Below are 18,552 nucleotides of genomic sequence, written 5' to 3'. Positions count from 1 at the left end.
TCTGGCGATGGGTGCCCTGCCGGACACCTTACCCATCTGATCGGCCCAACCCCGTCTCGTTTCCCTGACGATGCAGTTTTTGCCGCGCTTCAGTGCTGGCTGTCGTTTGCGCTGGGCTTGACCTGAAGAAGCTGCTGGCCCGTCTGGAACGCCTCGATGGCACTGTCGAGTTGTTTGAGGCACAGATCGATCGCCATCTGGCGCAGCGCCTCAGGCCATTCATGGTCTCGGGCTGGTTCGACAAGGTCCAGGACGCCGGAGTAGCCGATCAACATGCCGTGCCTGACACGCAAAGTCTGGCCATCGACTATCAGCGTAACGGGATCGCGCGCGATGATCGCGGCGCCGGCCGCAAGCAATTCATCGATGTGTTGCCTTAGGGCGTGGTGCTTGCGTAGATCCTGCGGCTCACTCATATCAATGCGCCATCATTCAAAAAAGGCTGCGAGCGTAATAGAAGCGAGACGCAGAGCACAATACTAGGCGCGTAGCCGTCTTCGTCACGTATTGGTGCGCACCCCCGGCCGCTCTGAGTCATTAGCCCCCTCATCGCCCACCAGCATGCCGCACCGGGCTTTGAACGCCTGGCCATCGGCAACGAGCGTTGTAGGGTCGCGGTCGGTGATCACCGCACCCTCGGCGAGCAATTCGTCCACGTGCTTTCGGAGCGAGTGATACTTGCGCAGCTCTTTGTCTTCATCCATCGCGGTCAGCCTCCTTTCATGGCGCCGAAGTCTAGTCCAAGAGAGACTTACATCACAAAACGACAGCCGTAGCGCCGCCTAGTTCGCCAGCGCAGGCATTGACCGACGAAGCGTCAACCAGCCGCCCGCGCCACTCACCTTGCCCGGCGGGCCTCGTCTGCCCCTATAATCCGCGCGCTTTTTCCGCTATTGAACCGGAGAACCACAATGCTGAAGCGCACCCTGGCAGCCGTCGCCGGCCTTGCCCTGTCCTTGTCTATCGCCCCCGCCCATGCTGCCGACGTTCTACGCGTCTCGGCCATTCCTGATGAAGCCCCCACCGAGCTGATCCGCAAGTTCGAGCCTCTGGGCAAGTACCTGGAGAAGGAATTGGGCATGCCGGTGAAGTTCACCCCGGTGTCCGATTACGCCGCAGTGGTCGAATCACTCGCCTCGGATCGCCTCGATCTGGCTTGGCTCGGCGGTTTCACCTTCGTCCAGACTCGACTGAAAACTGGCGATGCGATCCCGCTGGTGCAACGCGAGCAGGACGAGAAATTCACCAGCAAATTCATCACCGCCGACCCGGAGGTCAAGACCCTGCAGGACCTCAAGGGCAAGACCTTTGCGTTCGGCTCGGTGTCCTCCACCTCTGGCAGCCTGATGCCGCGCTACTTCATGCTGCGTGACGGCATCGAGCCGGAGCAGTTCTTCAAGCGCATCGCATATTCAGGCGCCCATGACGCAACCGCCGCCTGGGTCGAGGCTGGCAAGGCCGACGCCGGCGTTCTTAACGCCTCGGTATGGGACAAGCTGGTCGCCGCTGGCAAGGTCGACACCGACAAGGTTCGCGTGATCTCTACCACGCCGCCTTACTACGACTACAACTGGACCGTGCGCGGCAACCTCGATCCGGCACTCGTCGAGAAGATCAAGACCGCCTTCCTCGAGCTCGACCCGGCGAACCCTGATCATAAGAAAATCCTCGACCTCCAGGCCGCGACGCGCTTCATCGAGACGCGCCCCGAAAATTATGAAGGGATCGAGGAAGCAGCCCGCGCGGCAGGTCTGCTTAAGTGACGACCGGCGCATCGCGCGCCACGGCAGCACCGCAGGAAAACGGCCAATCCGGCACGCCAGCCGCGCTGCGCCTGTCCGGGGTCGGCTTTCGCCACGCTGGCGGCCAGGCGGTGCTGAACGAAATCGAGCTGAGCGTCGCGCCTGGCGAGCGTGTGGCGATCATCGGGCCGTCCGGCGCTGGCAAGACCACCTTGCTGCGCCTCATCGCCAGTCACTTGCGCCCCCAGCTAGGGCAGTTGGAACTGCTTGACTGCGAACCCTGGCGGATGTCTGCCTCGGCCCGACGTCGTCTGCGCACGCGCATCGGCATGATTCACCAGGCGCCACCGTTGCCACCTCGGCAGCGGGTGGTCACCGCGGTGCTTGCCGGCAGGCTGGGCGAGTGGTCGCTCGGTCGCAGCCTGATGAGCCTGATCCACCCGCTCGACAGTGTGGGTGCAGCCGAGGCGCTTGCTCGGCTGGACCTCGCGGACAAGCTCTATGAACGTTGCGATCAGCTCTCTGGTGGCCAGCTGCAGCGCGTTGGCATCGCCCGCGTGCTCTATCAGCGACCCGACCTGATGCTAGCCGATGAACCCGTTTCTGCGATGGACCCGATCCTCGCTCGCCATGCCCTCGGTGTGCTCAGCGAGGACGCGCGCCAGCGAGGGGCAACGCTATTGGCGAGCCTGCATGCAGTCGAGATGGCGATGAACTACTTTCCGCGCGTGATCGGCGTGCGGGGCGGCCGAATTCTGTTCGACAAACCGGCCAGCCAGGTCAGCCCCGCAGAGCTCGATGCGCTCTACGCCAACGAACAACTGACGGGTGCAACGCCCTCGATGGCGCCAGTTCAGCACCGGCTGCACGTGCCACGATGCTGAATCAGGAGCGGGCGCCTCGTGACCCGGCCGCATTCTCCCGGCTTGCGCTGACATTGCTGACCGTGTTGCTGCTCTGGCCAGGCGTTTGGCTGAGCGAGCTGGACGTAGGCGTACTCTTCGACGGCAGCAATGCCGACACCATGGGCGCTTTTCTTTCGGGTTTCTGGCCACCTGCGCATGAGCCAGAATTTCTCGCTCTGCTGTTGCGAGCGACGCTGGAGACCCTGGCCATCGCAACCGCCGGCATGACCCTGGCATTGCTCGTCGCCCTCCCCTGCGCTCTGCTGGCCACGCGGGTGCTGTCGGTCTCGGCGATTAGCCGCGGGGGCCGCCCGCACCTGCTGGGTGAGGCGCTGCGCTGGCCGGTCCGGGCTTTGCTGATCGTGCTTCGTAGCGTGCCGGAAATCGTCTGGGCGTTGCTGTTCGTGCGCGCCGTGGGGCTCGGACCGACGGCCGGTGTGCTGGCGATCGCCATCACCTATGCCGGGATGCTCGGTAAGGTCTATGCGGAAATCTTCGAATCGGTCGACCCGCTTCCCTGCCGCGCGCTGATTGGCGCGGGCGCACCGCGCATACAGGCGTTCGCGTACGGCATCCTGCCGGAGGCCAGCGGAGAAATGCTTTCTTACGGCGTGTACCGCTGGGAATGCGCAATACGCGCATCGGTAGTGATGGGATTCGTTGGAGCCGGCGGCCTGGGTCAGCAGATGGACCTGTCGATGCGCATGTTCGCTGGCGGCGAGGTTGCGGCCATGTTGCTGACATTCCTCCTGCTGGTGTTGCTGGCCGATGCCATCAGCCAGGCATTGCGTCGGAGGTTCGCATGAAATTCCTGTCGCGCGTTTCCTTGCCGCTACTCTTGATTTCCGCCGTGATCGCGTCCTTTGCCTATCTACAGCTGGATACCGCCGCGGTGTTGAGTGCCGATGGCCTGGCGGGGATGGCCGACTACGCCACCGGTTTCTTCGCGCCTGACTTTTCTGCGGAACATCTATACGCCACTGGCCAAGGGGCGCTGGAGACGCTCGCGATGTCGGCGATCGGCACTTTACTCGCCGCGATGCTCGGGCTGGTCTTGGCTCTGCCCGCATCGGGTCGTTTCGGCCGCCTGGGCAAAGCAGCGTCTCGGCTGCTACTCAATGCCCTTCGTGCCATTCCGGAGCTGGTCTGGGCAGCCCTGATGGTGCTCGCAGCAGGCCTGGGACCCAATGCGGGTACCCTTGCTCTGGCCCTGCATACCGCTGGGGTACTTGGACGCCTGTTCGCCGAAGCGTTGGAAAACACGCCAGAAGCGCCGAGCGAGGCCCTGCGTCTAACCGGGAGCGGACAGATCAATGCGTTCTGCTATGGCACCTTGCCCCTGCTGTGGCCGCAGTTGGTGGCCTACAGCCTGTACCGCTGGGAAAACAACATCCGCATGGCCAGTGTGCTCGGGTTCGTCGGGGCAGGCGGGCTGGGTCAGATGCTGTATATGAGTCTGAGCCTGTTCCAGCAGGCCCAGGCCGCGACCGTCATTCTCGCCATGCTGCTAATGGTTCTGGTCGTTGACGCCGCGAGCGGATGGGCGCGCATGCGTTGGGTACGGGCATAGCGAGACCCTGGCTACTGTTCCGATTCAGTGCAGCTCCGGTCGGGATGCCCTTTCCTGAACCAATACCCAAGGCCTGACCACCACCGCCCAGAGCGACGGGTCACGTGCGTGCCAATCCTGCGCGTGCTCTGTATCGAGCTTGGAGAGCTGGCCGGACGTTAGCCAGGCACAAACCTTGTCTCGATCATCCTGCGCAACCGCGAGCGCCGCCTCGATCAAGTCGAAGTCACTCTCAACCCTCAACAGAGCACCGCGGGCAAAGAAGGGCTGCAGCTCCTGCCAGCTAATCTCCGCCGTCTCGCCCAGCAGCTTGGCATAGAGAGTGCTTGAATCGTCGCTCATGAAGTTCACCCGTCTCGAAAAGGGCGCAATCATAGCGCCCGGGTGAAAGTCATCAAACGGATGGAATCCTGACTGTGCAAACAGGTGCTGACGCTTCTACACTGTGCCGGTACAGTTGCCGTACCGTTTGGGGACGATGAGCCCTTAACGACACTGCAGCCCGCAGGATCCAAACAATAATGATGCAAGTGGAGCACGTATGAAGACCAAGCAGCGTCTTTCCAAGATTTTCCTGGCCATTGCAATGACGGGGGCAGCGAGCTACACCCTGGCAGCCGACACCATCAAGATCGGGCTGGCTGGCCCAGTCACCGGGGCAGTCGCTCAGTACGGCGACATGCAGTTCATCGGGGCCCAGATGGCCATCGAGCAGATCAACAACGACGGGGGCGTCGATGGTCAGAAGCTCGAAGGCGTGGTCTATGACGACGCGTGCGACCCGAAGCAGGCCGTAGCCGTCGCCAACAAGATCGTCAACGATGACGTCCGCTTCGTGGTCGGGCACCTGTGCTCCAGCTCGACCCAGCCGGCCTCGGACATCTACGAGGACGAAGGCATCCTGATGATCACCGCGGCCTCCACCAGCCCGGACATCACCTCCCGCGGCTACGAGCTGATCTTCCGCACCATCGGCCTGGACAGCCTGCAGGGCCCCACCGCCGGCAACTTCATCGCCGACACCATCAAGCCGAAGAACGTCGCCGTCATCCATGACAAGCAGCAGTACGGCGAAGGCATCGCAACGGCCGTGAAGGAAACCCTGGAGAAGAAAGGGATCAAGGTCGGCCTGTTCGAAGGCATCAACGCCGGTGACAAGGACTTCTCTTCGATGATTTCCAAGCTCAAGCAGGAAGGCGTCGACTTCGTCTACTACGGCGGCTACCACCCGGAACTGGGCCTGCTGCTGCGCCAATCCAAGGAGCGCGGCCTGAACGTCCGCTTCATGGGCCCGGAAGGCGTTGGCAACAAGGAAATCTCCGCCATCGCCGGCCCGGCTTCCGAAGGCCTGCTGGTGACCCTGCCCAAGTCCTTCGACCAGGATCCGCGCAACCAGAAGCTGGTCGACGCGTTCAAGGCGAAGAATCAGGACCCGAGCGGCCCGTTCGTGTTCCCGGCCTACGCGGCCGTGCAGGTCATTGCCGAAGGCATCGAGAAGGCCGGCAGTACCGACACCGACAAGGTTGCCGAGGCCCTGCGCAGCAACACCTTCGATACCCCGACGGGCAACCTCTCGTTCGACGAGAAGGGTGACCTGAAGGACTTCAACTTCGTGGTTTACGAATGGCACCAGGACGGCACCAAGACCGAAGCCAAGTGAACCCTTGACCAACCGACCCGAAGCCCACGGCATCCGCTGTGGGCTTTGTTTTAGCTGATCGGGGCCAACCCGGCCACAAGCACGGGACGCCCCAGCAACACTTGCATCCAAGCGAGAGGCCTGACAGCTGGCCCGCTCGAACCGGCGAGTGCGTGATCCGCACCTGCCCTTGGCGCCGCATTCTCCATGCCGCGTGTTCGAAGCAGGTCCGCACGGACGGTTGGGCAAGCCATTGAGGACACAGGCGCAGCAGGCAAAGCGAAGCGGACAGGTAAGCGATTCCCGCACCGGGCGACTGGTTCGATAGCGATACCTTCCCAGCGATGCCTGTTAACGGCCAAGGTCGTCAAACGGTCTGCCAGCACGGGCTGCAGTGTTCAGGAGAATGTAATGCCTGAGCTCTACCACTACTTTCAACAGCTGATCAACGGCCTGACCGTTGGCAGCACCTATGCCTTGATAGCCATCGGCTACACCATGGTTTACGGGATCATCGGCATGATCAACTTCGCCCATGGCGAGGTGTACATGATCGGTTCCTACGTCACCTTCATCGCCATCGTCGGGCTGACAATGATGGGGCTCGATTCGCTTCCGATCCTGATGATCGGTGCGTTCGCGGCGGCCATGATCGTCACCAGCGCCTACGGCTACAGCATCGAACGGGTTGCGTACCGGCCGCTACGCGGCAGTAACCGGCTGATTCCGCTGATTTCGGCGATCGGCATGTCGATCTTCCTGCAGAACGTGGTGCTCCTGTCGCAGGACTCCAAGGACAAAGCCATCCCAAACCTGATGCCTGGGAATTTCATCTTTGGTGAAAGTGCTATGAACGGCGTCGTCATCTCCTACATGCAGGTGCTGATTTTCATCGTCACCATCGTGGCGATGCTGGGCCTGACCGTGTTCATCTCTCGTTCTCGCCTGGGTCGTGCCTGCCGCGCCTGCGCTGAAGACCTCAAGATGGCCAATCTGCTCGGCATCAACACGAACAGCATCATTGCGCTGACCTTCGTCATCGGCGCGGCATTGGCGGCCATCGCTGCCGTGCTGATCAGCATGCAATACGGCGTAATCAACCCGCACATCGGCTTCCTGGCCGGTATCAAGGCGTTCACTGCCGCGGTGCTTGGCGGCATCGGCAGCATTCCGGGCGCCATGCTCGGCGGCCTGGTACTCGGCGTGGCCGAAGCGTTCGGTGCCGACATCTTCGGCGACCAGTACAAGGACGTCGTGGCCTTCAGCCTGCTGGTGCTGGTCCTGCTGTTCCGCCCGACCGGCATCCTGGGTCGCCCGGAGGTCGAAAAGGTATGACGCGCAATCTACGAACCGCCTTCTTCAGCGCGCTATTGGTGTTCGCGGTGGCGGTGCCGGTATTCGGCCTGAAGCTCACCACCGTCGGCATCCGCCTAGAAGTACACGGCGCGGACATGGAGACTTTCTGGATCATCGCGGCCTGTGCCGTGGCCATGTTCGTCTGGCAGCTGTTCCGTCATCACCTGGCCGCAGGCTGGGCCGCAAGCCCCAGCCTGCCAACCGTGCCCGCCGGTGCCGGCAACTTCCTGACCCTGCCCTCGACCCAGCGCTACATCATCATCGCAATGATCTTGGTCGCTCTCGCCTGGCCGTTCTTCGGCTCGCGCGGCGCGGTGGACATCGCCACGCTGATTCTGATCTACGTCATGCTCGGCCTGGGCCTGAACATCGTGGTCGGCCTCGCAGGGCTGCTGGATCTGGGCTACGTCGGCTTCTACGCAGTCGGTGCCTACACCTACGCCTTGCTGTCGCACTACTACGGTTTCGGCTTCTGGCTCAGTCTGCCGATCGCCGGCGCCATGGCAGCGCTGTTCGGTTTCCTGCTGGGCTTCCCGGTGCTGCGACTGCGCGGTGACTACCTGGCCATCGTGACCCTGGGTTTCGGTGAGATCATCCGGCTCTTGCTGCGCAACATGACGGACATCACCGGCGGCCCGAACGGCATCAGCGGTATCGACAAGCCGACCCTCTTCGGCCTGACCTTCGACCGCCGCGCCGCCGAGGGCATGCAGACCTTCCACGAGTTCTTCGGCATCGACTACAGCTCGATCAACAAGGTGATCTTCCTCTACCTGATCGCCCTGCTGCTGGTGCTGCTGACCCTGTTCGTGATCAACCGTCTGCTGCGCATGCCGATCGGCCGCGCCTGGGAAGCACTGCGCGAAGACGAGATCGCCTGTCGCGCGCTGGGCATGAACCCCACCGTGATCAAGCTTTCGGCCTTCACCCTCGGCGCCACCTTCGCCGGTTTCGCCGGCAGCTTCTTCGCCGCGCGCCAGGGCCTGGTTTCACCGGAATCCTTCACGTTCATCGAATCGGCCATCATCCTCGCCATCGTGGTGCTGGGCGGCATGGGCTCGCAGCTGGGGGTGATTCTCGCCGCCATCGTGATGATCCTGTTGCCTGAACTGATGCGTGAGTTCAGCGAGTACCGCATGCTGATGTTCGGCGCCATGATGGTGCTGATGATGATCTGGCGTCCGCAGGGCCTGCTGCCCATGCAACGCCCCCACCTGGAGCTGAAGCGATGAGCCGCCCGATTCTAGAAGTAAGCGGCCTGACCATGCGCTTCGGCGGCCTGCTGGCCGTCAATGGGGTGGGCCTGACCGTTCACGAAAAACAAGTGGTCTCGATGATCGGCCCGAATGGCGCCGGAAAGACCACGGTATTCAACTGCCTGACCGGCTTCTATCAGCCGACCGCGGGCAAGATCCTGCTCGAGGGCGAGGCAATCGAGGGCTTGTCCGGCCACAAGATCGCGCGCAAGGGCGTCGTCCGTACCTTCCAGAACGTCCGCCTGTTCAAGGACATGACAGCCGTGGAGAACCTGCTGGTCGCCCAGCATCGTCACCTCAATACAGGCTTTCTGTCCGGGCTGCTGAAGACCAAAGCCTTCCGCAAGAGCGAGCACGAGGCAATGGATTTCGCCGCGCACTGGCTCGAGCAGGTCAACCTGACCGACGTCGCCAATCGCCCCGCCGGTACCCTCGCCTACGGCCAGCAGAGGCGCCTTGAAATTGCCCGCTGCATGATGACGCGCCCGCGCATTCTCATGCTCGACGAGCCAGCCGCCGGCCTGAATCCCAAGGAAACGGAGGATCTCAAGGCGCTGATCGGCATGCTGCGTGACCAGCACAACGTGACCGTGCTGCTGATCGAGCATGACATGAAGTTGGTAATGAGCATTTCCGACCACATCGTCGTGATCAACCAGGGCTGTCCGTTGGCCGACGGCACGCCCGAGCAGATTCGCGACAATCCGGACGTGATCAAAGCCTATCTGGGAGAGGCGTAACCATGCTGTATTTCGAAAACGTCTCGACCTTCTACGGCAAGATCCAGGCGCTACACAACGTCAATGTCGAGGTCCGCAAGGGCGAAATCGTGACGCTGATCGGCGCGAACGGCGCCGGCAAGTCGACCCTGCTGATGACGCTTTGCGGCACGCCCATGGCAGCCGAAGGCAGCATCCGCTTCGAAGGCGAGGAGCTGGTCGGTAAGCAAACCTGCGACATCATGCGCAAGGACATTGCCGTGGTGCCCGAGGGGCGGCGCATCTTCGCCCGCCTCACCGTCGAGGAAAACCTCGCCATGGGCGGGTTCTTCACCAGCAAGGCGGATTTCCAGGAGCAGCTGGACAAGGCCTTGTCCCTGTTCCCGCGCCTGAAGGAGCGCTTCCATCAGCGCGGCGGCACCATGTCCGGTGGCGAGCAGCAGATGCTGGCCATTGCGCGGGCGCTGATGAGCAAGCCCAAGCTGCTGTTGCTCGACGAGCCATCGCTGGGTCTGGCACCGATCATCATCCAGCAGATCTTCGAGATCATCGAACAGCTGCGCGAAGATGGGGTGACCATCTTCCTGGTCGAGCAGAACGCCAACCAGGCGCTTAAGCTGGCCGACCGCGGCTATGTGCTGGAGAACGGTCACATCGTCATGCAGGGCAGCGGTGAAGAATTGCTGGTCAACCCGAAAGTCCGCGACGCCTACCTGGGAGGCTGACAAACCCAGTCGAGCCTGTGCCCTGTCCTAATAGCGGGTTCGTGTTAGGACATGGGCACGAGGCATCGAACCAAGCTCGTGACAACTCTCCCGCCTACCGTTATGGTGCGCTCGGCATGTGTGGAGCACGCACATGCACCTGGATCAGCAGACAGGGCATAACTGAGCTGGCTCATTTCTGAACTCAACTCAGGAGAAGCCGGCCATGACAGCCAGCCGCGTTTGGATCAAGAACCCCCTCGCCATTCACACCGCCAATGACCAGACCGCCTCCGGTGGACTCGTCATCGAAGGCGGCATCATCGTGGAATTGCTCGATGCCGGACAGACGCCCTCGGCGCCGGTCGACAATACCTTCGACGCCCACGAGCACGTCGTGCTGCCGGGCTTGATCAATACCCACCACCACTTCTACCAGACCCTCACCCGCGCCTGGGCGCCGGTGGTCAACCAGCCCTTGTTTCCCTGGCTCAAGACGCTCTATCCGGTGTGGGCGCGGCTCACGCCGGACCGCCTGAAGCTCGCCAGCAAGGTGGCGCTGGCCGAACTGCTTCTTTCCGGCTGCACTACCGCGGCGGATCACCACTACCTCTTCCCGGACGGCCTCGAAAACGCCATCGATGTGGAGATTGACGCTGTCCGCGAATTGGGTATGCGCGCCATGCTGACCCGTGGCTCCATGAGCCTGGGCGAAGCGGATGGTGGTTTGCCACAGCAACAGACCGTACAGACCGCCGAGGCCATCCTGGCCGACAGCGAACGCCTGATCGCGAGATACCACGAGCGCGGCGCAGGGGCGCAGATCCAGATCGCCCTGGCGCCGTGTTCGCCCTTCTCGGTCACCCCGGAGATCATGCGCGCCAGCGCGGCACTCGCAGACTACCACGATGTTCGCCTGCATACCCATCTGGCCGAAACCCTTGATGAAGAAGACTTCTGCAAGCAGCGCTTTGGCCTGCGCACCGTGGATTACCTCGACAGCGTTGGCTGGCTGTCCAGCCGAACCTGGCTAGCCCACGGCATTCATTTCAATGAAGAAGAGATTGCCCGCCTGGGCGCCGCTGGGACCGGCATCTGCCATTGCCCCAGCTCGAACATGCGCCTCGCCTCGGGAATCTGCCCGACGCTCGCGCTGGAAGCAGCAGGTGCGCCCATCGGCCTGGGCGTGGATGGCTCGGCGTCCAACGACGCCTCCAACTTGATGCTCGAAGCACGCCAGGCGCTTTACATTCAGCGTCTTCGCTACGGCGCCGAACAGATCACGCCGCAGCGGGTGCTGGACTGGGCCACGCGCGGCTCGGCGCGGTTGTTGGGTCGAAGCGACGTGGGCGAACTGGCAGTCGGCAAACAGGCCGACCTGGCGCTGTTCAAGCTTGACGAGCTGCGTTTCTCCGGCAGCCACGACCCGATCTCAGCGCTTTTGCTGTGCGGCGCGGAGCGCGCAGACCGGGTAATGATCGGGGGCCAATGGCGGGTCATTGAAGGCCAGATCGAGGGGCTGGATGTAGCGGGGCTGATCGCCGACCACCGTCAGGCGGCACGCCAGCTGATTGCGGGTTAAGGTCGGCGCAACTCTTCAACCATCCGCTTCAATGCCTCGCGCGGCCCGCCGACACTCAATCTGGCGGGCACGGCGAGCATCAGGTTGAGCGGTAAGTCGAAGGCTTCGAGTTGCAAACCGTCGCAGTCGACGCCGGGGAGTCCACACAGCTGCGGGTGTGCCTGCCGCAGCCGCTCGGCATAGCTGCCCTCGCCGTCCAGGTAGCCATACACCGGTTTGCCCAGGGCAACGGCATAACCCACCTCGAAGCTGGTGCCGCTGTCCGGCTCGCCGCCGCGAAAGAAGTTCAAATCGGCGAGCACGGCATCGGCCTGTTTCAGCAACTGGAGGTTGGCGCGATAGATCCAGGCGGCCTGCTCGCATGGCGTTACGATGCCTTCCGGCACATGCTTGTCCAGTGGGTAGAGCCCGACGAAGCCGAACTCGGCGCACATCGCCTTGAGGCGTTCACCATGCTCGATTGCATCGGGGCGGAACACGCCGGGGCCGGCGATGTAGATCGCTTGTGTCATGACATCCATCCGATTGATTTCGAGCGCGCGGGCCCGCCCGCGGACCCGCGGCCAGCCACTATACAGGGCGCACCGGGCATTGGCCGACGCGTAAAAAACGCGGCGCCGATGCACCAACCTGTGGCATATAGTGCTGCGCCTGCACCGCGGCGAATCGGACCTGCCCACGCCTCGTCGCGAGTTCTGCCTGCCTGCCGAAACCTGTCGACTTCTGTCCAGTTGGTCAGTTTTTTGCAGTCGATCAGGCAGCCTCACGGCGGACCTATAAAAGACATGCACCATGGAGCGACAACTCAAATGCAGAACACCACAAGGAAATCCCTGCTGCGCGGTATCGCCGCGGCCGTTGGCCTGACCACTGCGCTATCCGCCGTGGCAGCCGATCCGCTAAAAGTCGGCTTCGTCTACATCGGCCCCATCGGCGACCACGGCTGGACCTACCAGCACGAGATGGGTCGCCAGTACATGATGGAAAAGCTTGGCGACAAGGTCGAAGCGAACTTCGTCGAGAACGTGCCCGAAGGCGCCGACGCCGAGCGTGTTATCCGCAACATGGCCAAGAGCGGCTATGACCTGGTGTTCACCACCTCCTTCGGCTACATGAACCCGACCGTGAAGGTTGCCAAGCAATTCCCCAAGGTAACCTTCGAGCACGCCACCGGCTACAAGCAGGCGAAGAATCTCGGCACCTACCTGTCGCGCTCCTATGAAGGCCGTTACGTCGGCGGCTTCCTTGCCGCAAAGATGACCAAGAGCAAGAAGATCGGCTACGTCGCTTCGTTCCCGATCCCGGAAGTGATCCGTGACATCAACGCCATCCAACTGGCCCTGGACAAGTACAACCCCGGCACCGAAATCAAGGTGGTGTGGGTCAACTCCTGGTTCGATCCGGGCAAGGAGGCCGATGCGGCCAACGCGCTGATCGACCAGGGCGCTGACGTGATCTTCCAGCACACTGACAGCCCAGCACCGATTCAGGCCGCCGAGCGCCGTGGTGTCTACTCCGTCGGCTACGCCTCGGACATGGCGCACTTCGGGCCCAAGGCCGTACTGACCTCCATCGTCAACGATTGGGGCCCTCACTACACCAAATCGGCTGAAGCAGTAATGGCCGGCAACTGGAAATCCGAGGACTTCTGGGGCGGCCTGGCCGAGGACACCATCAGCCTGCCGATCAGCGACCTGGTCCCTGCTGACGTGAAGACCGAAGCCGAGCAGATCATCGCCAGCATCAAGAGCGGCGAATTCCACCCGTTTACCGGCCCGATCAAGGATCAAGCCGGCCAGGTGCGCATCGCCGAAGGTCAGACCGCCTCGAATGGCGACCTGGCGTCGATGAACTACTACGTCGAAGGCATCAAGGCTGATATGCCTAAGTGAAGGCAATAGGCACCGGCGAAACGTCGGTGCCTGGCGGACATTGCGTGCCGTCCCGCCTCCGGGCGAACCGCACGCAAGGGGGCACCACCCCCGAAGGCCGCCGGTACGAGAAGACCGGCGGCGCGTATTGCGGAGTCAACCATGAACGCATTGCCCATCATCGATATCTCCCCGCTGTACCGTAACAACGAGGCGGGCCATCTTGAGGTAGCCGAACAGATTGATCGCGCCTGCCGCGATTGGGGTTTCTTCTATATCAAGGGGCACCCCATCAGCGCAGAACGAATTACCGAGCTGACCGCACATGCGAAGCGCTTCTTCGCCCTGCCGACCGAGCAAAAGCTCGAGATCGATATCACAAAGAGCCAGCACCACCGCGGTTACGGCGCTGTCGCCACGGAGCAGCTGGACCCAAACCAGCCGTGCGACCTGAAGGAAACCTTCGACATGGGTTTTCACATGCCCGCGGACCATCCCGACGTGCTCGCCGGCAAACCACTACGCGGCCCTAATCGCCACCCGGCGCAGCTTGAGACCTGGCAACCCTTGCTGGAGGCGCACTATCAGGACATGCAGGCGCTGGCCTGTACCCTGCTGCGCGCCATCGCCATGGCACTGGGTATCGAGCGGGACTTCTTCGACAAGCGCTTCGTCGAGCCCATCAGCGTGTTCCGTATGATTCATTACCCGCCGCGACAGACCGCCACTAGCGCAGATCAGCAAGGCGCTGGCGCGCACACCGATTACGGTTGCGTCACCCTGCTCCATCAGGACTCGGCCGGCGGTCTGCAGGTACAGAACGTCAAGGGTGAGTGGATCGACGCGCCAGCCATCGAGGGCACTTACGTGGTCAACATCGGTGACATGATGGCGCGCTGGAGCAACGACCGGTACAAGTCGACGCCGCACCGTGTGATCAGCCCGCTGGGTGTGGATCGTTACTCGATGCCGTTCTTTGCCGAGCCGCATCCGGACACCGAAATCGCTTGCCTGCCGGGTTGCCATAGCGCGGACAATCCACCGAAGTACCCGGCCACGACGTGCAGCCAGTACATGCTGTCGCGCTTTGCCGAGACCTACGCCTATCGCCGCGAGCAGCAACCTCTGCCCGCCTGAGCCACACTCAAGCCCTGTTCACCCCGGGATGGCACGTTGTGGGCGCCATCCCTGGGATGCGCTCGTCGGCCGCATTGACTTTGGAGTCAGGAATTAGTTGACCGAAAAGTCAGATACCGCTAATTTCCACCGCCAGAGCCCAGAACAATAAGCCCCGGAGGCCCGCCTTGATCCAGTTTCTTCTCAATCGAGAACTGCGCCGTGAGCAGACACTCGATCCGAATACCACCGTGCTGGAATACCTGCGCGAACATCGCGGCAAGTCCGGCACCAAAGAAGGTTGCGCTTCCGGTGACTGCGGTGCCTGCACCGTCGTGGTCGGTGAGCTGGACGGTGACCGCCTGCGCTACCGCACGCTCAATTCGTGCCTGACCTTCGTCAGCGCCTTGCACGGCAAACAGCTGATCACCGTCGAAGACCTCAAGCACCAGGGGCAGCTGCACAGCGTTCAGCAAGCCATGGTCGACTGCCACGGCTCGCAATGCGGCTTCTGCACACCGGGCTTCGTCATGAGCCTGTTCGCCCTGCAGAAATCAGCGGACGGTTTCGACAAAGCCGACACCCATGAAGCCCTCGCCGGCAACCTCTGCCGCTGCACCGGCTACCGTCCGATCCTGGAGGCTGCCGAGCAGGCCTGCTGCGGAAAGCAGCCGGACCAGTTCGATGCGCGTGAGGCCGAAACCGTCGCCCAACTGAAGGCCATCGAACCCCGCGAAACCGCCGAGTTGAACAGCGGCGACAAGCGCTGCCTGTCGCCGCTGACCGTAGGCGATCTGGCTGACATCTACAGCGCCAACCCGGACGCCCGCCTGCTCGCGGGTGGTACCGACCTCGCCCTGGAAGTCACCCAGTTCCACCGCGAACTGCCGGTGATGATCTACGTCGGCCACATCGCCGAGATGAAGAAGGTCGAAGTCACCGACAAGGGCATCGAGATCGGCGCCGCCACTCCGCTGACCGATTGCTATGAAGTGCTGGCGAAGGAATACCCGGACTTCGGCGAGCTGCTGCACCGCTTCGCCTCCTTGCAGATCCGCAACCAGGGCACCCTGGGCGGCAACATCGGCAACGCCTCGCCCATCGGCGATTCGCCACCCCTGCTGATCGCGCTGGGTGCGCAAGTCGTGCTGCGCAAAGGCAACAACAGCCGCACCCTGCTGCTGCAGGATTACTTCATCGACTACAAGGTCACCGCTCGCGAGCAAGGTGAATTCATCGAGAAGATCATCGTGCCGCGCGCCCAGCCGAACCAGCTGTTCCGCGCCTACAAGGTGTCCAAGCGCCTAGACGATGACATCTCCGCCGTTTGTGCAGCCTTCGACCTAAAGCTCGAAGACGGTCTGATCGACGATGCCCGGGTGGCCTTCGGCGGCATGGCGGCCATTCCAAAACGTGCAGTGACCTGCGAGCGCGCACTGATCGGCGCGCCGTTTACTGCCGACACCATCGAGCGAGCTTGCGAGGCGCTGGAGAGCGACTTCACGCCACTGACCGACTTCCGAGCCAGCCGCGAATACCGCCTGCTGGTCGCACAGAACCTGCTGCGCAAATGCTTCCACGAACAACAAGCGCCGGCGTACGAGACGAGGGTCACTTCCTATGCATAAGCCAACCAAAACCCAGGAAGAAATCGCCGCCCTGTTCAAGCAGGACCTGATCACTGGCGTCGGCCGCAGCGTCAAGCATGACAGCGCGCCCAAGCATGTCACTGGCGAGGCGGTGTATGTCGACGACCGCCTGGAATTCCCCAATCAGCTGCACGTCTATGCCCGCATGAGCGACCGTGCCCACGCGCGCATCGTGCGCATCGACACCGCGCCCTGCTACCAGATTCCGGGCGTGGCCATCGCCATCACGGCGCAGGACGTGCCGGGTCAACTGGACATTGGCGCAGTCATGCCCGGTGACCCGTTGTTGGCCGATGGCAAAGTCGAGTATGTCGGCCAGCCTGTGATCGCCGTCGCCGCCGACAGCCTGGAAACCGCGCGCAAAGCGGCCATGGCCGCGATCATCGAATACGAAGACCTGGAGCCGGTGATCGACGTGGTCGATGCGCTGCGCAAGAAGCACTTCGTACTCGACAGCCATACCCACAAGCGTGGCGATTCCAGTGGCGCGCTGGCCACCGCCCCGCGTCGCCTGCAGGGCAGCCTGCACATCGGCGGACAGGAACACTTCTATCTGGAAACCCAGGTTTCGTCGGTCATGCCCACCGAAGACGGCGGCATGATCGTCTACACCTCCACGCAGAACCCCACCGAGGTGCAGAAGCTGGTCGCCGAAGTACTAGGCGTCTCGATGAACAAGATCGTCATCGACATGCGCCGCATGGGCGGCGGCTTCGGCGGCAAGGAAACCCAGGCCGCCGGCCCAGCGTGCATGTGCGCCGTGATCGCGCACCTCACCGGCCGCCCGACCAAGATGCGTCTGCCGCGCATGGAAGACATGACCATGACCGGCAAGCGTCACCCCTTCTACGTCGAGTACGACGTCGGCTTCGATGACGACGGCCTGGTGCATGGCATCGAGATCGACCTGGCCGGCAACTGCGGCTACTCGCCGGACCTCTCCGGCTCCATCGTCGACCGCGCCATGTTCCACTCGGACAATGCGTATTACCTGGGCGACGCCACCATCAACGGCCATCGCTGCAAGACCAACCTGGCCTCCAACACCGCTTACCGCGGTTTCGGCGGCCCGCAAGGCATGGTTGCCATCGAGGAGATCATGGACACGGTTGCGCGCGAGCTGGGCAAGGACCCGCTAGAGGTGCGCAAGCGCAACTACTACGGCAAGACCGAGCGCAACGTCACCCCGTACTACCAGACCGTCGAGCACAACATGCTTGAGGAGATGACCGCCGAGCTCGAGGCCAGCAGCGAGTACGCCAAGCGCCGCGAAGAGATCCGCGCGTTCAATGCCAAGAGCCCGATTTTGAAGAAGGGTCTGTCACTGACCCCAGTGAAGTTCGGCATCAGCTTTACTGCCAGCTTCCTTAACCAGGGCGGCGCGCTGGTGCACGTCTACACCGACGGCAGCATCCACCTGAACCATGGCGGCACCGAGATGGGCCAGGGCCTGAACACCAAGGTCGCGCAGGTCGTGGCCGAGGTGTTCCAAGTCGACATAAACCGCATCCAGATTACCGCCACCAATACCGACAAGGTGCCGAACACGTCGCCAACCGCTGCGTCCAGCGGCACCGACCTGAACGGCAAGGCGGCGCAAAATGCAGCGCAGACCATCAAGCAGCGCCTGATCGAGTTTGCTGCGCGGCACTATCAAGTCACTGAAGAAGACGTCGAGTTCAAGAACGGTCAGGTGCGCATTCGTGACCTGTACGTGTCGTTCGACGAACTGATCCAGCAGGCCTATTTCGGCCAAATTTCGCTGTCGTCCACCGGCTTCTACCGCACGCCGAAGATTTACTACGACCGCAGCCAGGCACGCGGCCGGCCGTTCTACTACTTTGCCTACGGCGCGGCGTGCTCGGAGGTGATCGTCGACACCCTGACCGGCGAGTACAAGATGCTGCGCAGCGACATCCTGCATGACGTCGGCGCCTCGCTGAACCCGGCCATCGACATCGGCCAGGTAGAGGGCGGCTTCGTCCAGGGCATGGGCTGGCTGACCATGGAAGAGCTGGTGTGGAACGACAAGGGCAAGCTGATGACCAGCGGCCCGGCGAGTTACAAGGTGCCGGCGGTGGCGGACATGCCGCTGGATCTGCGGGTCAAGCTGGTGGAAAACCGCAAGAATCCGGAGGACACCGTGTTCCACTCCAAGGCCGTCGGCGAGCCGCCGTTCATGCTCGGCATCTCGGTCTGGTGTGCGATCAAGGATGCCGTCGCCAGCCTGGCGGACTACAAGGCCCAGCCGAAGATCGACGCGCCGGCGACGCCCGAACGGGTGCTCTGGGGCGTGGAGCAGATGCGCAAGCTGAAGCGGACCGCGGCGGTGCCAAGCGCCACGGAAACCACCCCGGCCTGACGCGCTGCACCGGTCGCAGGCAGAGCCTGCTCCTACAACTTGCCACCGCGACCTGTAGGAGCAAGCTCGGCTTGCGACCCG

At 62.6% G+C, this 18,552-nt stretch carries 18 protein-coding genes; 14 read left to right on the top strand and 4 right to left on the bottom strand.

All coding sequences use genetic code 11. From position 1 onward, the window contains the following. Positions 1-89: 89 nt before the first annotated feature. The gene (locus tag M1D78_RS05380; protein WP_437420226.1) at positions 90-416 is read right to left on the bottom strand and encodes a hypothetical protein; all 327 of its coding nucleotides are present in this window, start codon (positions 414-416) and stop codon (positions 90-92) included. 84 nt (positions 417-500) lie between these two features. Beyond that, entirely contained in the window at positions 501-704 is a 204-nt protein-coding gene (locus tag M1D78_RS05375) for a hypothetical protein (protein WP_437420227.1), read from the bottom strand. Positions 705-911: 207 nt separating this feature from the next. Here M1D78_RS05375 and M1D78_RS05370 point away from each other — a divergent pair, with 207 nt between their 5' ends. The 4 genes from M1D78_RS05370 (at position 912) to phnE (ending at position 4,217) form a co-directional block, all read left to right on the top strand. Further along, positions 912-1,763 (top strand): putative selenate ABC transporter substrate-binding protein, encoded by an 852-nt coding sequence (locus M1D78_RS05370; RefSeq protein WP_437420228.1) that lies wholly within the window; start codon positions 912-914, stop codon positions 1,761-1,763. A gap of 65 nt (positions 1,764-1,828) precedes the next feature. Continuing rightward, the gene (locus tag M1D78_RS05365; protein ID WP_437420390.1) at positions 1,829-2,626 is read left to right on the top strand and encodes a phosphonate ABC transporter ATP-binding protein; all 798 of its coding nucleotides are present in this window, start codon (positions 1,829-1,831) and stop codon (positions 2,624-2,626) included. Then, the gene (locus M1D78_RS05360; protein ID WP_437420229.1) at positions 2,620-3,453 is read left to right on the top strand and encodes a PhnE/PtxC family ABC transporter permease; all 834 of its coding nucleotides are present in this window, start codon (positions 2,620-2,622) and stop codon (positions 3,451-3,453) included. Before M1D78_RS05365 ends, M1D78_RS05360 begins: the two co-directional genes overlap by 7 nt. Then, on the top strand, positions 3,450-4,217 hold the full coding sequence (gene phnE, locus M1D78_RS05355) for a phosphonate ABC transporter, permease protein PhnE (RefSeq protein ID WP_437420230.1): 768 nt from the start codon (positions 3,450-3,452) through the stop codon (positions 4,215-4,217). The genes M1D78_RS05360 and phnE overlap by 4 nt, the downstream gene beginning before the upstream one ends. A gap of 24 nt (positions 4,218-4,241) precedes the next feature. Here the strand turns inward: phnE and M1D78_RS05350 are convergent, their stop codons facing one another. Beyond that, positions 4,242-4,559, bottom strand: a complete 318-nt coding sequence (locus tag M1D78_RS05350; RefSeq protein ID WP_437420231.1) for a DUF2288 domain-containing protein — start codon at positions 4,557-4,559, stop codon at positions 4,242-4,244. A gap of 199 nt (positions 4,560-4,758) precedes the next feature. On the opposite strand from M1D78_RS05350, the gene M1D78_RS05345 reads away from it, so the two are divergent. The 6 genes from M1D78_RS05345 (at position 4,759) to M1D78_RS05320 (ending at position 11,473) form a co-directional block, all read left to right on the top strand. After that, positions 4,759-5,877, top strand: a complete 1,119-nt coding sequence (locus M1D78_RS05345; RefSeq protein ID WP_437420232.1) for a branched-chain amino acid ABC transporter substrate-binding protein — start codon at positions 4,759-4,761, stop codon at positions 5,875-5,877. 390 nt (positions 5,878-6,267) lie between these two features. Next, positions 6,268-7,191 (top strand): high-affinity branched-chain amino acid ABC transporter permease LivH, encoded by a 924-nt coding sequence (gene livH / locus M1D78_RS05340; protein ID WP_437420233.1) that lies wholly within the window; start codon positions 6,268-6,270, stop codon positions 7,189-7,191. After that, positions 7,188-8,444, top strand: coding sequence for a high-affinity branched-chain amino acid ABC transporter permease LivM (locus M1D78_RS05335; RefSeq protein ID WP_437420234.1), 1,257 nt, complete (start codon positions 7,188-7,190; stop codon positions 8,442-8,444). The genes livH and M1D78_RS05335 overlap by 4 nt, the downstream gene beginning before the upstream one ends. Beyond that, complete coding sequence (gene livG, locus M1D78_RS05330; protein ID WP_437420235.1) at positions 8,441-9,208, top strand: high-affinity branched-chain amino acid ABC transporter ATP-binding protein LivG; 768 nt, start codon at positions 8,441-8,443, stop codon at positions 9,206-9,208. The genes M1D78_RS05335 and livG overlap by 4 nt, the downstream gene beginning before the upstream one ends. A 2-nt stretch (positions 9,209-9,210) precedes the next feature. Continuing rightward, a complete protein-coding gene (locus tag M1D78_RS05325; RefSeq protein WP_437420236.1) occupies positions 9,211-9,912 on the top strand; it encodes an ABC transporter ATP-binding protein in 702 nt (233 codons plus the stop codon). Between the two features lie 205 nt (positions 9,913-10,117). Continuing rightward, positions 10,118-11,473 carry an 8-oxoguanine deaminase gene (locus tag M1D78_RS05320; protein ID WP_437420237.1) on the top strand — a complete coding sequence of 452 codons (1,356 nt, stop codon included), beginning with the start codon at positions 10,118-10,120 and terminating at the stop codon, positions 11,471-11,473. Here M1D78_RS05320 and M1D78_RS05315 read toward each other — a convergent pair. Further along, on the bottom strand, positions 11,470-11,994 hold the full coding sequence (locus M1D78_RS05315) for a nucleoside 2-deoxyribosyltransferase (protein WP_437420238.1): 525 nt from the start codon (positions 11,992-11,994) through the stop codon (positions 11,470-11,472). The two genes, M1D78_RS05320 and M1D78_RS05315, sit on opposite strands and share 4 nt — an antisense overlap. Positions 11,995-12,282: 288 nt before the next feature. On the opposite strand from M1D78_RS05315, the gene M1D78_RS05310 reads away from it, so the two are divergent. The 4 genes from M1D78_RS05310 (at position 12,283) to xdhB (ending at position 18,471) form a co-directional block, all read left to right on the top strand. Further along, a complete protein-coding gene (locus tag M1D78_RS05310) occupies positions 12,283-13,365 on the top strand; it encodes a BMP family ABC transporter substrate-binding protein (protein ID WP_437420239.1) in 1,083 nt (360 codons plus the stop codon). 141 nt (positions 13,366-13,506) lie between these two features. Continuing rightward, positions 13,507-14,481 carry a 2-oxoglutarate and iron-dependent oxygenase domain-containing protein gene (locus M1D78_RS05305; protein ID WP_437420240.1) on the top strand — a complete coding sequence of 325 codons (975 nt, stop codon included), beginning with the start codon at positions 13,507-13,509 and terminating at the stop codon, positions 14,479-14,481. Positions 14,482-14,648: 167 nt separating this feature from the next. Further along, the gene (gene xdhA / locus M1D78_RS05300) at positions 14,649-16,088 is read left to right on the top strand and encodes a xanthine dehydrogenase small subunit (RefSeq protein WP_437420241.1); all 1,440 of its coding nucleotides are present in this window, start codon (positions 14,649-14,651) and stop codon (positions 16,086-16,088) included. After that, positions 16,081-18,471, top strand: coding sequence for a xanthine dehydrogenase molybdopterin binding subunit (gene xdhB / locus M1D78_RS05295; RefSeq protein WP_437420242.1), 2,391 nt, complete (start codon positions 16,081-16,083; stop codon positions 18,469-18,471). Before xdhA ends, xdhB begins: the two co-directional genes overlap by 8 nt. The last annotated feature ends 81 nt before the right edge of the window (positions 18,472-18,552 follow it).

This window comes from Pseudomonas sp. SA195 (assembly GCF_054131565.1).
The sequence above is the reverse complement of the archived record's forward strand: the minus strand, read 5'-3'. Positions and strand labels throughout refer to the sequence as shown.

What these genes read in the sequence shown, in the direction of transcription:
- M1D78_RS05380 (WP_437420226.1), bottom strand. Translation starts at nt 416, where the DNA reads ATGAGTGAGCCGCAGGATCTACGCAAGCACCACGCCCTAAGGCAACAC.
- M1D78_RS05375 (WP_437420227.1), bottom strand. Translation starts at nt 704, where the DNA reads ATGGATGAAGACAAAGAGCTGCGCAAGTATCACTCGCTCCGAAAGCAC.
- M1D78_RS05370 (WP_437420228.1), top strand. Translation starts at nt 912, where the DNA reads ATGCTGAAGCGCACCCTGGCAGCCGTCGCCGGCCTTGCCCTGTCCTTG.
- M1D78_RS05360 (WP_437420229.1), top strand. Translation starts at nt 2,620, where the DNA reads ATGCTGAATCAGGAGCGGGCGCCTCGTGACCCGGCCGCATTCTCCCGG.
- phnE (WP_437420230.1), top strand. Translation starts at nt 3,450, where the DNA reads ATGAAATTCCTGTCGCGCGTTTCCTTGCCGCTACTCTTGATTTCCGCC.
- M1D78_RS05350 (WP_437420231.1), bottom strand. Translation starts at nt 4,559, where the DNA reads ATGAGCGACGATTCAAGCACTCTCTATGCCAAGCTGCTGGGCGAGACG.
- M1D78_RS05345 (WP_437420232.1), top strand. Translation starts at nt 4,759, where the DNA reads ATGAAGACCAAGCAGCGTCTTTCCAAGATTTTCCTGGCCATTGCAATG.
- livH (WP_437420233.1), top strand. Translation starts at nt 6,268, where the DNA reads ATGCCTGAGCTCTACCACTACTTTCAACAGCTGATCAACGGCCTGACC.
- M1D78_RS05335 (WP_437420234.1), top strand. Translation starts at nt 7,188, where the DNA reads ATGACGCGCAATCTACGAACCGCCTTCTTCAGCGCGCTATTGGTGTTC.
- livG (WP_437420235.1), top strand. Translation starts at nt 8,441, where the DNA reads ATGAGCCGCCCGATTCTAGAAGTAAGCGGCCTGACCATGCGCTTCGGC.
- M1D78_RS05325 (WP_437420236.1), top strand. Translation starts at nt 9,211, where the DNA reads ATGCTGTATTTCGAAAACGTCTCGACCTTCTACGGCAAGATCCAGGCG.
- M1D78_RS05320 (WP_437420237.1), top strand. Translation starts at nt 10,118, where the DNA reads ATGACAGCCAGCCGCGTTTGGATCAAGAACCCCCTCGCCATTCACACC.
- M1D78_RS05315 (WP_437420238.1), bottom strand. Translation starts at nt 11,994, where the DNA reads ATGGATGTCATGACACAAGCGATCTACATCGCCGGCCCCGGCGTGTTC.
- M1D78_RS05310 (WP_437420239.1), top strand. Translation starts at nt 12,283, where the DNA reads ATGCAGAACACCACAAGGAAATCCCTGCTGCGCGGTATCGCCGCGGCC.
- M1D78_RS05305 (WP_437420240.1), top strand. Translation starts at nt 13,507, where the DNA reads ATGAACGCATTGCCCATCATCGATATCTCCCCGCTGTACCGTAACAAC.
- xdhB (WP_437420242.1), top strand. Translation starts at nt 16,081, where the DNA reads ATGCATAAGCCAACCAAAACCCAGGAAGAAATCGCCGCCCTGTTCAAG.